12 protein-coding genes, 2 tRNA genes and 2 pseudogenes are annotated in these 13,976 nt (G+C 37.9%); 5 read left to right on the forward strand and 11 right to left on the reverse strand.

What is annotated here, in order from left to right; genetic code table 11:
* Positions 1 to 86 (forward strand): annotated as a pseudogene (locus tag QSH13_RS17680) (RNA-guided endonuclease InsQ/TnpB family protein); the annotation flags it as partial.
* A gap of 69 nt (positions 87 to 155) precedes the next feature.
* On the opposite strand, the gene QSH13_RS17685 reads toward QSH13_RS17680, so the two are convergent.
* The 4 genes from QSH13_RS17685 to QSH13_RS17700 form a co-directional block, all read right to left on the reverse strand.
* Positions 156 to 500 carry a BON domain-containing protein gene (locus tag QSH13_RS17685; RefSeq protein WP_109406902.1) on the reverse strand — a complete coding sequence of 115 codons (345 nt, stop codon included), beginning with the start codon at positions 498 to 500 and terminating at the stop codon, positions 156 to 158.
* A 613-nt stretch (positions 501 to 1,113) separates the two neighbouring features.
* Positions 1,114 to 2,703, reverse strand: coding sequence for a peptide chain release factor 3 (gene prfC / locus QSH13_RS17690; RefSeq protein WP_069369726.1), 1,590 nt, complete (start codon positions 2,701 to 2,703; stop codon positions 1,114 to 1,116).
* A gap of 674 nt (positions 2,704 to 3,377) precedes the next feature.
* On the reverse strand, positions 3,378 to 3,824 hold the full coding sequence (gene rimI, locus QSH13_RS17695; RefSeq protein WP_072064366.1) for a ribosomal protein S18-alanine N-acetyltransferase: 447 nt from the start codon (positions 3,822 to 3,824) through the stop codon (positions 3,378 to 3,380).
* A complete protein-coding gene (locus QSH13_RS17700; protein ID WP_023582915.1) occupies positions 3,793 to 4,203 on the reverse strand; it encodes a DNA polymerase III subunit psi in 411 nt (136 codons plus the stop codon). The genes rimI and QSH13_RS17700 overlap by 32 nt, the downstream gene beginning before the upstream one ends.
* 129 nt (positions 4,204 to 4,332) lie before the next feature.
* Here QSH13_RS17700 and rsmC point away from each other — a divergent pair, with 129 nt between their 5' ends.
* The 3 genes from rsmC (at position 4,333) to QSH13_RS17715 (ending at position 5,664) form a co-directional block, all read left to right on the forward strand.
* The gene (gene rsmC / locus QSH13_RS17705; RefSeq protein ID WP_109406900.1) at positions 4,333 to 5,349 is read left to right on the forward strand and encodes a 16S rRNA (guanine(1207)-N(2))-methyltransferase RsmC; all 1,017 of its coding nucleotides are present in this window, start codon (positions 4,333 to 4,335) and stop codon (positions 5,347 to 5,349) included.
* Between the two features lie 114 nt (positions 5,350 to 5,463).
* A tRNA-Leu gene (locus QSH13_RS17710) sits at positions 5,464 to 5,550 on the forward strand.
* Between the two features lie 27 nt (positions 5,551 to 5,577).
* Positions 5,578 to 5,664 (forward strand) — tRNA-Leu (locus QSH13_RS17715).
* A 65-nt stretch (positions 5,665 to 5,729) separates the two neighbouring features.
* Here QSH13_RS17715 and QSH13_RS17720 read toward each other — a convergent pair.
* The 5 genes from QSH13_RS17720 to QSH13_RS17740 form a co-directional block, all read right to left on the reverse strand.
* On the reverse strand, positions 5,730 to 5,993 hold the full coding sequence (locus QSH13_RS17720) for a DUF1435 family protein (RefSeq protein WP_109396289.1): 264 nt from the start codon (positions 5,991 to 5,993) through the stop codon (positions 5,730 to 5,732).
* A gap of 201 nt (positions 5,994 to 6,194) precedes the next feature.
* Positions 6,195 to 6,743 (reverse strand): GNAT family N-acetyltransferase, encoded by a 549-nt coding sequence (locus QSH13_RS17725; RefSeq protein WP_196544680.1) that lies wholly within the window; start codon positions 6,741 to 6,743, stop codon positions 6,195 to 6,197.
* 2 nt (positions 6,744 to 6,745) lie between these two features.
* Positions 6,746 to 8,377, reverse strand: coding sequence for a Na/Pi cotransporter family protein (locus QSH13_RS17730; protein ID WP_109396291.1), 1,632 nt, complete (start codon positions 8,375 to 8,377; stop codon positions 6,746 to 6,748).
* Positions 8,378 to 8,798: 421 nt separating this feature from the next.
* Positions 8,799 to 10,238 (reverse strand): alkaline phosphatase, encoded by a 1,440-nt coding sequence (phoA, locus tag QSH13_RS17735; RefSeq protein WP_109396292.1) that lies wholly within the window; start codon positions 10,236 to 10,238, stop codon positions 8,799 to 8,801.
* Between the two features lie 222 nt (positions 10,239 to 10,460).
* A complete protein-coding gene (locus tag QSH13_RS17740) occupies positions 10,461 to 11,990 on the reverse strand; it encodes an alpha/beta hydrolase-fold protein (RefSeq protein ID WP_286039415.1) in 1,530 nt (509 codons plus the stop codon).
* Positions 11,991 to 12,068: 78 nt separating this feature from the next.
* Between QSH13_RS17740 and QSH13_RS17745 the strand changes: the two genes are divergently transcribed.
* Positions 12,069 to 12,377 (forward strand): hypothetical protein, encoded by a 309-nt coding sequence (locus QSH13_RS17745; RefSeq protein ID WP_286039416.1) that lies wholly within the window; start codon positions 12,069 to 12,071, stop codon positions 12,375 to 12,377.
* A gap of 80 nt (positions 12,378 to 12,457) precedes the next feature.
* On the opposite strand, the gene QSH13_RS17750 is transcribed toward QSH13_RS17745, so the two are convergent.
* Entirely contained in the window at positions 12,458 to 13,597 is a 1,140-nt protein-coding gene (locus tag QSH13_RS17750; protein WP_109396295.1) for an ElyC/SanA/YdcF family protein, read from the reverse strand.
* 305 nt (positions 13,598 to 13,902) lie between these two features.
* Positions 13,903 to 13,976 (reverse strand): annotated as a pseudogene (locus QSH13_RS17755) (IS200/IS605 family transposase); the annotation flags it as partial.

Here is a 13,976-nt window from a genome sequence, read left to right on the forward strand (position 1 = left end):
GCATACTGGAATTACAAGCGGCGGGACTCGTCGTTTCTGCCCATGGAGGCCAGCGTAAATCCGTCACACAGACGGTTGCGGTCTAAGAAGTGGGAAGCCTCGCCCGACAGGGCGGGGAGCAGTCACAGTATGACGAATATAAAAGAAAATTACGTTTATGATTTGATATTTACATCTGAGTCTACGCTTTTAACACCTTCAATTTTTTCAATAACTTGTAAGATTTTTTCTTCTTGCGCTTTACTATCAACAAAACCGGAAAGAAAGACATGCCCAAACTCAGTACGAATAGAAATATTCTCACTATTAATATCTTGCATTGGCAATAGCGCATCTTTAATTTTATTAGAAATAGAAGTATCACTTAAATAGTGACCCGTATTATTCCCACTTTTATTAATCTCGCTATACCACGATGTTTCAGCGGACGCGCCCATACTGACAAAAGCTAAACCGATTGACATTAATAACGCCAATTTTAGCGTTTTATATTGTTTCATTGCTCTCCCCCTAATCACAATAACTGAGATAGGAAATATACGTGTGTTTTAATATCTGTCTTTTTATTAAGCACTACAAAAATTTAACAATCCAAGCTATAACACTAATAAGCTATCTGAGTTAAATAAAGTAAAAAATAACAAATAAAGACTAATCCTAATAATTTTATTCTAATAATAACAAATAAATCTATAAGAAACTTCACAAAGAAATATCAATAAGTGTAAAAACAAGCATAATTTTAACAGAAAAAAAAGAGAGTAATTCCAAATTAAGAGGTGTTTTTAGATAGGATATTAAGGCTATGCCAATGACATTTATTAACAAAGAAGAGCGCGTCTCTCACAGAGAGCGGTTTATTAAGGATAAAGACTCAACAAAACGAAGCAACAAAAAAGGCTATATTAAAAACACAGCCTTTTCATTATTGAGATCATTCAAAAAACAACGCGCTTACCCTAAGTTATTCTCCGCACTCTTACTCTACATAATTCATGCTACAACTAGGCGACAAGTGAATGAGTCGCTAAGAGCATACATCAGTATGTGACTTGTGCGAATGAACCTAATCAACAACGTTGCAGCTTGAAGTATGACGAGCAAGCCCGAATATTAGTGTTCACGAGTCTGATGGAACTCAACATCAGGATAACGCTCACGTGTTAAATTCAAATTGACCATCGTTGGTGCGATATAAGTTAAGTTATCGCCACCATCAAGTGCCAAGTTTTGTTCATTTTTACGTTTAAACTCTTCGAGTTTTTTCTCGTTATTACATTCAACCCAGCGTGCTGTTGAAACGTTAACGGATTCATAAATCGCTTCAACGTTATATTCACTCTTAAGTCTTGCAACAACCACATCAAACTGAAGTACACCCACTGCACCTACGATTAAATCGTTATTTGCCAGTGGTCTAAAGACCTGTACAGCGCCCTCTTCTGATAACTGTACCAACCCTTTAAGTAACTGTTTCTGTTTTAATGGATCACGTAAACGAATACGGCGGAATAACTCAGGCGCAAAATTTGGAATACCGGTAAACTTCAGGATCTCGCCTTGAGTAAAGGTATCACCAATTTGAATTGTACCGTGGTTATGAAGACCGATAATATCCCCAGGATATGCATGTTCAACGTGAGAACGATCGCCGGCCATAAAGGTTAATGCATCAGAAATCACCACATCTTTTTTAATTCGAACTTGGTGTAACTTCATACCTTTATCATACATACCGGATACAACACGTAGGAATGCAACACGGTCGCGGTGTTTAGGATCCATATTAGCCTGGATCTTAAAGACGAAACCGGTGAACGTTTCTTCAGAAGCGGTAACTTCACGCATATCTGTTTGGCGAGGCATTGGTGCTGGAGCCCATTTTACAAGGCCATCAAGCATATGGTTAACACCAAAGTTACCTAATGCAGTACCAAAGAACACTGGGGTTAATTCGCCAGCTAAAAATGCCTCATGATCAAATTCATGGGAGGCACCTAATACTAACTCTAATTCATCACGTAGTTGGCTTGCTAAATCATCACCAATAGCTTCATCGAGCTCTGGGTTATCTAGTCCTTTGATAACGCGAGAATTTTGAATAGTATGGCCTTGACCTGTTTGATAAAGATAAGTTTCATCTTTCAGAATGTGATAAACCCCTTTGAAGAGTTTTCCGCAACCAATAGGCCAAGTAACAGGGCTACACGCAATTTTTAATTCTGTTTCAACTTCATCCATGAGTTCCATTGGATCACGAATATCACGGTCAAGTTTATTCATAAAAGTCAGAATTGGAGTATCACGTAAACGTGTGACTTCCATTAACTTACGAGTACGATCTTCAACCCCTTTAGAGGAGTCAATGACCATTAAACAGCAGTCAACTGCGGTTAAAGTACGATAAGTATCTTCAGAGAAATCTTCGTGCCCTGGGGTATCTAATAAGTTAACTAGGCAATCGGCATAAGGGAACTGCATGACTGAGGTTGTAATAGAAATACCACGTTGTTTCTCCATTTCCATCCAGTCAGACTTTGCATGCTGATTTGAACCACGACCTTTTACGGTTCCTGCACGTTGGATTGCTTGTCCGAATAACAACACTTTTTCAGTGATGGTTGTTTTACCCGCATCGGGGTGGGAAATAATGGCAAAAGTTCTACGACGAGCAACTTCTTGCTGAAAAATAGGATTAGACATCAATGGTGATCTTCTGGTTGATAGACGAGAGAATGTAAGACACTGATATATTGCTATAAGTAATAATTAAAGTGACTATAAAGACATTCAACCCGTAAGTTAATCTTAATTGGCGCTTATTTTCGCCTATCTTGTCTGTATAAACAATCAATGGTTACTATTTTATCTACTTGAGCGGGTGATGCCTAGTGATTGTGATAATTAATAATATAAACCACAATACTTTTATCGATAACACAGACAAATACCACAAAGGCACTAACAGGAAAGCCAATGTAAAACGCTAAATTATTAAATCGTAAGAATGAAACAAATCGTAAGAATGAAACTATTTTTATAGTGTCAAAAGGTGAACTAGAAATGAAAGTTAAAATAGCAAATAGTCTCTCATTGATTTTAATATCACCTACTTAATAGAAATGTGCTTTTATTTAAAACAGAAGTAAATGGATACTTTATTTATAAAAATATTTAGCTTTCTTAACATCGTGATAATAACTTAGATAAAAAATAAAAACATGACAAAAGTGAAATTAACTTGGTTAATTTACATTAAGTAAAAATAAAGATAAATTTCAAATAAAAATAATGAAAAAATGAAATTTTCAGTCTTTAAATAAAATAAAAAACGCCTAATAGAAGGCGTTTTAAATTTAACTTAAATAAAGATTTAATTAGAAAGAAATAGGATAAGCCATGATAATCGCATCTTCATTTCCCGTCTTTGTTGGGTAATAGTTTTTGCGTTTTGAAACAAAATTAAATCCTATAGATTCATAGAGATTGAACGCTTTTTCATTAGATTCTCGCACCTCTAACCACAAGGTGGTGATATTTTTTTTCTCAAGTGTTTCAATCAGTTCCAATAAGAGTGCTTTACCGTAACCTTTTCCCTGATAATCAGGATGGATTGCGATATTAAAAAGTGTAGCCTCATCTAATATTAATTGCGTAATTGCAAAACCTACAATAATATTATCAATGCAAATTTTCAGATTAAAATAATGACTACCTTGGTTACTATAAAATGTTTCTTCACTCCAAGGGAATGAATGACTTAATTTTTCAATTTCCCATGCTAGAGGTAAATCAGCAGGGTTTAAGAGTGAAATGGTCTTCATATTGATAGATTTGTTTCCAAAGATCGCGTTTTGCATCAGCATCAAAATATAACTGATGTAATGAAGGGCTTCTCAGAGAAGTATATTCAGAGGGAAGTATGAGATCAGTGCCTAATAACCAACAGGGAAGATCAAATGATTCTGTGAGCATGCTCACATCATCTGTTGTAATACAATAGATTTCGTCTTTATCTATCCCCATGGCGCTAAAAATATCAGAGAAAAGCCCGTTATTTAGATCAACGGTATCATCAGTAATGATAAGTAAACGTGTTGTATCCGGAAATTGAACAGAATGCTCGCCTTTTAACACAGCAGGCTTACGAAGTACCCACTGACGAATTCCAAGTTGGGATAACATTCTGTCTTTACGGCTCATTATGCTTACCTATCAAGTGTAGAACAACGGTACATAGTATCAGAGGGCATAAACTACGCCAATAAATAGCGTCGGTTTCTTTATATCTGATATCATGCGTCTCATGTTTTTTAAGGAGTAATAATCATAATGTCCTCACTGTCCCCTGCTAGCGAAGTTATTCTTCGTCACCTAGATCATTTCGCAGACAGGCATGTACTTATTGCAGGTGATCTTCAAGATACTTTTGCAGCACAAATTCAGGCGAAAAGTGTCAGAGCATATACCAACCAATATCACCAGTGGCTACCATTACTAAAATCAATGGGTGATAACGCACTCTTCGGTTTAGTTGCCGATCAATCCTTTGTGAAATATTGTAATACCTTAATCTATTTTTGGCCTAAAAATAAAAACGAAGCCACTTTCCAACTGCGTAGCCTTTGCTCTAACTTACAAGTGGGTACTGAAATTTTTATTGTTGGTGAAAACCGTAGTGGTGTTAAAAGTGCCACAGAATTAATGAATGGTATTGCTAAACTTAAAAAAATAGATTCTGCACGCCGTTGTAGCTTATTTTTTGGCACTCAAACATATCAAACACTATTTGACCGTAATAACTGGTGGCAAACTTATCGCCATGACGACCTTACTGTAATGGCATTACCGGGTGTATTTAGCCAAAATGCATTAGATGAAGGTAGCCGTTTATTACTCTCCACTTTTGATGATGCAATGGTTGGGGATTTACTGGATATGGCATGTGGTTGTGGTGTTCTCGCCACTGTACTTGGCAAGAAAAACCCAATGTTGAAACTCACACTGTGTGATGTAAATGCTGCTGCTATTTCTTCTAGTATCGCCACCTTAAACGTAAATGAATTAGAAGGTCGAGTAATTGCGAGTAATGTCTATTCCGCAGTTGAAGAAACTTATGATTGGATAATATCAAACCCACCTTTCCATGATGGTTTAGGTACTAGCTATGAAGCGGCTGAAGATATTATTCGCCTTGCACCAAATTACCTGAAAAAAGGCGGTAAATTACGCATTGTAGCGAATTCGTTTATCCCTTATCCAGATATACTGGATCATGTATTTGGCTCTCATGAAGTTCTTGCATCAACAGGTAAATTCAAAGTTTACCAAGCAACCAAGAAAGACTAATCACAAGCCCTGTTATTTATAACAGGGTTTTATTTTTCATCACCAAGATATTTTATTGATAAAAAATAATTGACGCCAAAAATAATTGGCATAAAATTCGCTTCCTGTCTGAATGCGAGAGTGGCGGAATTGGTAGACGCGCTAGCTTCAGGTGTTAGTGTCCTTACGGACGTGGGGGTTCAAGTCCCCCTTTTCGCACCAAACAGACAAGATTAATTGAGTAAGACTGCGAGGATGGCGGAATTGGTAGACGCGCTAGCTTCAGGTGTTAGTGTTCTTACGGACGTGGGGGTTCAAGTCCCCCTCTTCGCACCACTCAATAACCTTTCTTTTCTCCTGTAATAACACCCTTTTCGATTACACACTGAATACCTTATTCTCTATCCATGATACGTGGCTAAAAGTGTCATCAAACTGTAGGTCAATACAACGCCCGCGGGGATCATTACCCACATCTGTAATTTCTTATGGAACAGCATCAAGGTTGATAACAGCATTGAAACCACTAAAACCAGCGTAAAGGCGGATGTGCCTACAATGGAATGCGTAATCACTGTTAGTAAAGAAGAAACGGCCAACATTTCCCATAAACTAATGCGAGATGTCCAAGGTGTCGCTGAAGAGATGCGTGTTGGTTTAGCCATAACATCCACCATTAATGATAATGATTTTCATTATTATATATAACAACTATACTAAATCAACTTAAATAAAGAAAAGAATTATTTTATATCCTTATTTTTTAAAGGGTTATGTATCTTTTTTAGTACAAGAAATAAAAATGCCTTATCATTTTTTCACGATAAGGCATTTTATTATGTTGTTATTGTGGTCAATAAACGAAATTAAGCGTTATTTGGCTCGATAAAATGAAAGACCAAATGAATATCTTCTGGCTCTCTTTCATAAAGTTCAGGATCAGAAATATCAATTAAACGACACCCTAAATGCTGATAAAAATTTACGCTATTTTCAGAAGGTGTTGATGAAATATATAATCCACCAGCGCCTTTTTTCTTCGCATATTCCACACAATAATCAAATAATATTCGCGCTAAACCTTGCCCACGTTGCTGGTGGCTAACATGTAAAAAAGAGAGTTGAAGTAAAGTGCCATTTTGACCCCGTTTTTGCGGATCAACACTCGCTGCTGCAACCAGTTGACCGTTTTTAAAAACGCCCCAGAAAGGCGCTCCTCGATCAAAGCTTTCGAGTAAAACAGGAGTATAATGTTCAGCTTCACCTTCTGGCCAACCTTTCATATCAAAGCGTTGCTCTGATAAAAGCAATGTTCCTTCTTTTAAAACATATAGCTTTTCAATAAGCTCAGTTCTATCAATTTCCCATACCAGCGGAATTTCATTTCGTGTTAATTGACGAATATTATTTTTCATTATTAAAGATTAACCTGTTCTGATGATGATTCACTTTTTTCTAATGCGTGGTAAGCCACCGCACAGAATAAGGAATTCAACCGTTTCATATCACCGAGCAAACTGGTATGCAGAGAACTGGTTTCAATACTTTGCATATTATGCAAATGAAGACGTTCTACATGAGCAAACGAGTAACGCTGGTTGAGTAAACGGAAACGATGTTTTGCTCGACGTAATTTGCGAGCATGCTCCATGTTGCCGGAAACAAATACCGACATCGCCAGATTCAGATTACTTTGCAGACGCTCAAGGAGTGTCTGTAATTCACGACGTCCTTCCTCCGATAAAAATAAGTGGTGATTTAAACCTTTACTTACCACTTCAGCCGACATACGCGCAATGATAGCGGATGATTGTTGTAAATTCATCGCTGTATCAATAATTTCAGCCCAACGTCGGGAATCTTCCGTCCCTAGATCATGCTGTTGAATTTGTGCCATATACAATTTAATACTGCTGTGGAGTAATTCCACCTCTTCTTCTAACTGGCTAATTTCCCTTTTTTGCTGACGATCACCTTCCATTAACGCAGTAAAACGTTGCAGCATTTGTTCTATAACATCACCTAATCGTAGTGATTCTCTCACCGCATTAGCAATAGCCAATGAAGGCGTATCAATAGCAGATTGATCTAAATAACGCGGCGCCATTTCAGAGTCAGTCGTCGGTAATTCTGGAATAAGTCGCTGACATAATTTCGCCATTATGCCAACAAAAGGGATCATCAAAATACAGCGAGCCAGATTATAAATAACATGAAAATAGATAACGACTTCAGCTGGTGAAAATCCATATTGCTGGATTTTATTTGCAATTATGGTTATCCAAGGTAAAACCAATAATGCACCAATTAATTTAAAAAAGAGGCTTCCTAATACAACTTGGCGTGAAACAACACTTTGCCCTCGACTACTCATTAACGCGAGTAGGCCACTACCAATATTAGAACCAATCACAATGCATAAGCTGATATACAAAGGCATTAGCCCTGTTGCACTTAGTGTCGCTGTTAATAACACGGCCGCAAGGCTTGAGTAGCTCACCATCGCAAATAAAGCACCCACGAGCAGTGCTAAAACGGTATCTCCACTTAATGAAGTAAAGATAGCTTGCACTGCACTAGCATGAGTAATTGGCTCTGCAGAAGTGACTATTAATTGCAAGGCTAAAATAATTAAGCCAAGGCCAATTCCTACTCGCCCTAATTGCCCGACGCGCTCTTTTTTACGGCTTAAAAAAGTGATCACCCCGACAAGAATAAGTAGTGGAGATAACCAAGAGAGATCAAAAGTCAGCACACGCGCCATAAGTGCAGTACCTACATCGGCACCTAGCATAATAACAAGTGCTGGTGTAATCGAAATTAGTCCTTGTGTCACAAAAGAGATAACCAAAAGTGCCGTCGCATTACTGCTTTGGACTAATGCTGTTACTCCCACACCTGCGAGAAAGGCGTTGGATTTTTTATTAATACTTTTACCTAAAATTCGGCGCAAATCAGAGCCAAAAACACGCATAATGCCTGTACGAACAATATGTGTTCCCCAGACAAGAAGCGCGACTGATGAGAGTAAATGAAGCAGTGTCAGCATAGAAATAATAACCTTATTTTTATCGTTGTTTGTTTGACTCTGTTCTCCTTCAATCTCATAAAAAAGAGAAAGACCACGAGCAGATAATCTATCTGAGAAAAGATTTTTACGGGTAATGCCCTTAATAACGTAGAGCGTTATTAGACAAAAAGATATTGCAACTAAAGTACAATAATCAATGGAGAAGTTGAGAATATTACATGGATTAATTTGTCAATTCTGTTAATTATAACAGGAAATATGTAATTTTCAAAATCAACCTATAAATAACCCATTGATTTATTATCACTTTATTTAAATGGTCTCAATTTTTCATAAAAAAACGCGACCAGAGGGTATCTCTCTAAGTCGCGCGAAAATACAACAAGTTAGTAAGGCAATTCGACTACAAGTTCAGACAGACTATAAATTCAACTGGAATTTACTTCAGACCCATCGCATCACGCATAGTGAAAAATAAGTCGGTTTGGTCAGTTAACCCAACGACATTCGCAGCATGTGGACCATAAGCGGCAACACGTAGCTGAGCCCCTGTATGTTCTTGGGATCCTTCTTCTGCATTACCATAGTTCACGACCATAACTGCGCCATCTTTGGTAATAAGTGCTTGTGTTAATCCGCTTGATTTCACATCCGCCTCAATAATTTGACTTGAATGAGCATGGTCAGCAGTTACGATAATCAGTGTGTCGCCGTTTTGTTTAGCAAAATCTAAGCCGATTTGTACGGCTTCATCTAACGCAACCGTTTCACCAATTTGTCCGCAAGGATTCGCATTATGATCTTGCTTATCAATAGAGGCACTTTCGACTTGTAAGAAGAATCCATTTTCATTGGTCTTCAGTAAGTCAATTGCTTTTTTGGTCATTTGTGCCAGTGTTGGCGCATTTGGATCGAGTTTAGAATTAGGTTTGCACTCTAAAGGTGGATTATTCAAATTACCATGATACGTCGCTTTAGGCCCTTCCCAAGCCACGGCCATATTACCTTCGTGGAATAAACCAAGCACGGGTTTATCTTGATTTGCAAGCGTAATTGCATCTAATGATTTGGCATCCTTCACGATTTGATAACCACGCTCAATCGCTTGTTGCTCTAACGTTTTACCTTTATATTCACCCGCAGCTGCAGTTTGAGCAAAACTTTTCGCACCGCCCCCTAATGTCACATCGGCACGAGTGACTAATAGTTGTTCAGAGATAGAACCTCTACCACCATTTTCTAATGCATTAGTTGAACATTTTTCTAAAGTTTCAACAGGGCCATAGCATTTGCGACCTGTTACATGAGAGTACAGTGCCGCCGGTGTTGCATCTTGAATTTCTGATGTTGTCACATTACCTGTTGCCTTTCCATTGGCTTTTGCTAATTCCAAAATAGTTTGGTGATCCTTACCAAACACATCAATCCCTAATGCACCATTATACGTTTTCACACCCGAAGCCCATGCTGTCGCGGAAGCTGCAGAGTCTGTTACATAGTTAGGTTTTTGCGTTTTTCTATCTAAAGCATAGTGTGTGTATTGACCTGTAATAGGTAAGGCATCGATACCTTTAAAGAAGCCACCAGCACCTTCAGCATAGTTACGTGCAACAGTGATTTCAGAATCCCCCATACCATCACCAATAAAGAGGATCACATTTTTTGCTTGGTTATTATGTAAAGCTGCTTTTAATGCCTCAGTTTGATCTTGAGTCATACGGCGAGCACCGCCAAATTCCGTGATATTACCTTTTGCTGCACGATCTTGTGCCAAAATTGCATCAGCAGCAACGGGAGCTGCAAAAGAAGAGAAACTCGCGCCAGCCAATAGTGTTGTTACAATAACGGATAAAATAGAACGTTGGTAACGATGAGACATAGCTTTTTCCTTGCACTCTAAAGTAAAAAAAACAGGGTTAATGTTTTAAGTCAGGAAAAGCTTACGGCAGTTAAATGACAGAGAAATGAAGAGTAAAAGCGATTTCGATGACAGCTTTATGACATGTTGATGACAAACAAAGCTTATATCACTAATACGGATATAAGCTTCTGTTGTATTAAAACATATTGTTAAAACACGATAGGAAAACGAGAGCTTAAGCTAGTCATTCTCTTGGGTTAATGCTTTCGCCCCCAAATACAGGGTTTCACACCAAGAAATATAATCATGCCCACTAGCCATTTCGAGTGATTTAACAGGATAACCTTTTTGCTCTAAAACCTGTTTAAGATGACGATTATTATTTAGAATTCCGCCCTTATCACCACGGCTTTCAAATAATCCCGCCTCTAAGAAAAACTGTAATGGCTTTTTATCTGCTTGTTCAAATTGGCGAATAAGCCATTCAGGCTCTTCATTTTCAGGTGCCCACCAATAAGAGCCAGACATACTCAACACTTTACCAAAGCGATCAGGGCGATTAAATGCGACCCATGAAGAAGCTAATCCACCATAACTCGAACCCGCGACAATGGTTTCTTCTCCTGATACCTGAATACCTTGCTCTTTTTCTAGCCAAACAAAGAGTTCATCTGCCAAGAAGCGGTAAAAATCAGGATTCGGCGGTAATTCAACACTACGACGATCACTATCAATGCTATCAACAAATAAGATCATCATCGGAGCCAATTTACCTTCTTCGATCTGTTTATCAAAAAATCGATCAATACCATATTGGCGACGGTAAGTTTGCCCATCAAATAATACGAGCAATCGAGGTGTTTCCATTTTTTGGGCTGGCAGATAAAGTGCTATTTCACGATCATTATTTAAGATCTCACTGTGAAAACGTACAATTTCTGTCTTACCTTTCATTGTTCTATCAAGAATATCGGGTAATTGGCATTCTCGTTGACTGTCTAATGACAATAAAGAAAAGTGGTTATAGATATCCTCAGATTGACTTGGGGAATTTTGAGAATTCAGCGGATCGGACTGTGCTGTGGTTAAAATAGCGCGACGTTGCTCAAATGGCTCTGAATTTTCAATAACGGGTACATCAGGTGCTAATTTATATTGCATTAATGTATCGTTAGGCACGATATAACTACGATACCAAATATCACTATTGGCTAAATGGGTTAATGGATCGTGATTACCCTCGGGTGATCCTAATAAATAAACATTCTTTTTGGCACCTTGCCATAAAAAAGTTACTCGCTTTTTATCATTATCATAAGACTCAATCAGAGGAGCCCCTTCTTGGCGTATTTGTTGCCAAAATGCCTGAATATTTTTTTGATCAAGTTGTTTAGCGAGAGTTTGTAAACGAGGGCTAGTTAGTGCAATACCCGCATCTTTATCTAAAGGCTGATAAGGTTGTGTTGTCAGTGTGAGTTGCCATGTTTTTCCCATTTCACCTTGAGCAACTAATTGATAGCTCGCCGTTTCAGGCAGTAAAAAGCGTACTTTTTGCTGCCCATCAGAAGGAATATCTTTTAATAAACTACGAACATGAGTGCCATCTTGTTTCTCTAACCGTAGATTTTGTATTCCTTTTACGTTTAATTCAACATAACGCTCGCGATCAAAATGAGTAGCAAAACACACTGTATTGTTATCAAACTGGCCTGTTATTTCATTACCTTCTGTTACAGATAAACAATTAGCAAAACTAGGAAAGGATGCCATTAGTGCACATATCATCAGAGGAATTCTCACTATATTATTCTCGTTATAAACTATTGTGAGAAACAATAGTAATGATAATTGTTATCAATTCAATTAAATAATTCAAATAAAGATGGCTATTATAAGAGTTATAAAATAGAAGGAATGATATTTACACGAGAACAACTAAGATTTAATTTTTATCCTAAAGATAATCTTGCAATGAAATATAACTTAATGTTTTATACTGCCAAAGAAGAAGAGAAGAATCATCCGAGTCGAATTTTGCGTAATTTTGCGTTAACACCTTTTACGCTGGTAGGAGATGCGGTTCTTCTCCCTCTAGTGATCATTGCAACGCCTGTAATTCTACTTAATGGATCTATTAGTGTGCCAATTTCAAATTAGCAGTTGTTAGCTTACGGCAAATAGAAACCCAATTTAGAAGTTTATTTATATCATTGGGTTTCTATTCTAGCTTAATTAAATTAACGCTCTTCTAGTGGATAACTACGGAAACTCCATAATCCTAGTGCTTTTAAGCCATCACGATAAATACCTTGTATATCTGATTTACTGGCTTTTTGTAATTCCGCTAATGGCTTATCAGGTGCCACAACCGTTAGGTAAGAGATATCACTTGGGCCACTTTGCCAACTCGCGATAGTGAAAATCGCATCAGCACGACGAACATGACTACCAGAGCTAATAATAACGGCTGTTTTAATACGATGTTTGGTTAGCGCATAACGACTAAATAACGCATTTTCGACAGTGGTACGTGCGTAGTTTTCTTGGAAAATACGTTCAGCTGGAATACCGTTTTTCACCAGCCAATCTGCCATTAATTTACCTTCAGTTTGATGCGCTTTAGGTACACCTCCCGTAACAACAATCATGGCATCCGGTAACTGTTTAGCCACTTCTAAGGTTTTATTTAAGCGCTCAATTAAAATTTTATTCATTGTACCATCTGGGTTTAACGCATAGCCCAATGTCACAATCGCGTTGTTATCTTTGGTTTTCTTCAGTTTCGCTAAATCAGCAGGGGTTAATTTATCACTTAACGGCATTTTGCTGACACGATCGACCTCGGCAAAGAAACGTTTAAGTTCATCCGCTTTCGCTGGATTTAATGATTTCAATTTAGTGAAATAAGCTTCACTTTCTTTATCTTTACCTTCAAAACGAGTCCACGACGTCACATAAATTAACGCATCAATATCGTCTGGGGCTACTTCTAAAATCTGTTTATAAATAGTCACCGCACGAGGAACATCATTGTTATAAATATAAGCACTCGCAGTACTAAACAGCAAATCTAAACGATAAGGCTCTAGCTTATAAGCTTGTTGCAGTTTTTGCGCCACAATTTCCATATTGGATGGCAGTTTTCCCGTAAATCCAGCATCAGAAACACGCGCTGGTGACTTAAAGGCATCTAATGCATCTTGGATCAAACTATCCACCGTTTGGCGCTGAGAAACATACTGTTGATAGCTATTATCTGGTTGATGAACTTTTTGATAAGCCAATGCATTTGATGAAACGGTAAAACCTAAGGTAGCAATCGCTAACGAAATGACTGTTTTCTTGATATGAAGTGAAACACGGGAAGGTTGCGCCATTATCTTGTCCTTTACGAAAAATAGTCTGCTTCTTCACTTGAGCAAATGAAGATAGAGAGTTTGACTCCTCACACCTAATGGTAAAAGAAATACACACTGATAAATCTATACCGGATATTTATAATAGAGATCTCCGCATTAATTTTCAGTAACCTTTCTCACCTTATTGAAAAAATAGCATTATTACGTAAATAGCTTATTTAACAGCTTTCTTTATATGTTTTTATCTTTTAGCGAAAAACGCCGTAAACCCTCGCCCAATGCGGGCGGGGATATAAGGCGAAAAGCCCGCAGGGCTTTAAAGATCAATCAGACGTTGACTGACTCTGAACGTAGGCTCTGAACGTTTCAATCGTTGCCCCTCCGGTGCTACAGACAA

It is taken from the genome of Proteus faecis (assembly GCF_030286765.1).
Lineage (GTDB): Bacteria > Pseudomonadota > Gammaproteobacteria > Enterobacterales > Enterobacteriaceae > Proteus > Proteus faecis.

What these genes read in the sequence shown, in the direction of transcription:
- QSH13_RS17720 (WP_109396289.1), bottom strand. Translation starts at nt 5,993, where the DNA reads ATGGCTAAACCAACACGCATCTCTTCAGCGACACCTTGGACATCTCGC.
- QSH13_RS17750 (WP_109396295.1), bottom strand. Translation starts at nt 13,597, where the DNA reads ATGGCGCAACCTTCCCGTGTTTCACTTCATATCAAGAAAACAGTCATT.
- QSH13_RS17740 (WP_286039415.1), bottom strand. Translation starts at nt 11,990, where the DNA reads ATGGCATCCTTTCCTAGTTTTGCTAATTGTTTATCTGTAACAGAAGGT.
- rsmC (WP_109406900.1), top strand. Translation starts at nt 4,333, where the DNA reads ATGTCCTCACTGTCCCCTGCTAGCGAAGTTATTCTTCGTCACCTAGAT.
- QSH13_RS17685 (WP_109406902.1), bottom strand. Translation starts at nt 500, where the DNA reads ATGAAACAATATAAAACGCTAAAATTGGCGTTATTAATGTCAATCGGT.
- phoA (WP_109396292.1), bottom strand. Translation starts at nt 10,238, where the DNA reads ATGTCTCATCGTTACCAACGTTCTATTTTATCCGTTATTGTAACAACA.
- QSH13_RS17700 (WP_023582915.1), bottom strand. Translation starts at nt 4,203, where the DNA reads ATGAGCCGTAAAGACAGAATGTTATCCCAACTTGGAATTCGTCAGTGG.
- QSH13_RS17725 (WP_196544680.1), bottom strand. Translation starts at nt 6,743, where the DNA reads ATGAAAAATAATATTCGTCAATTAACACGAAATGAAATTCCGCTGGTA.
- rimI (WP_072064366.1), bottom strand. Translation starts at nt 3,824, where the DNA reads ATGAAGACCATTTCACTCTTAAACCCTGCTGATTTACCTCTAGCATGG.
- prfC (WP_069369726.1), bottom strand. Translation starts at nt 2,703, where the DNA reads ATGTCTAATCCTATTTTTCAGCAAGAAGTTGCTCGTCGTAGAACTTTT.
- QSH13_RS17730 (WP_109396291.1), bottom strand. Translation starts at nt 8,377, where the DNA reads ATGCTGACACTGCTTCATTTACTCTCATCAGTCGCGCTTCTTGTCTGG.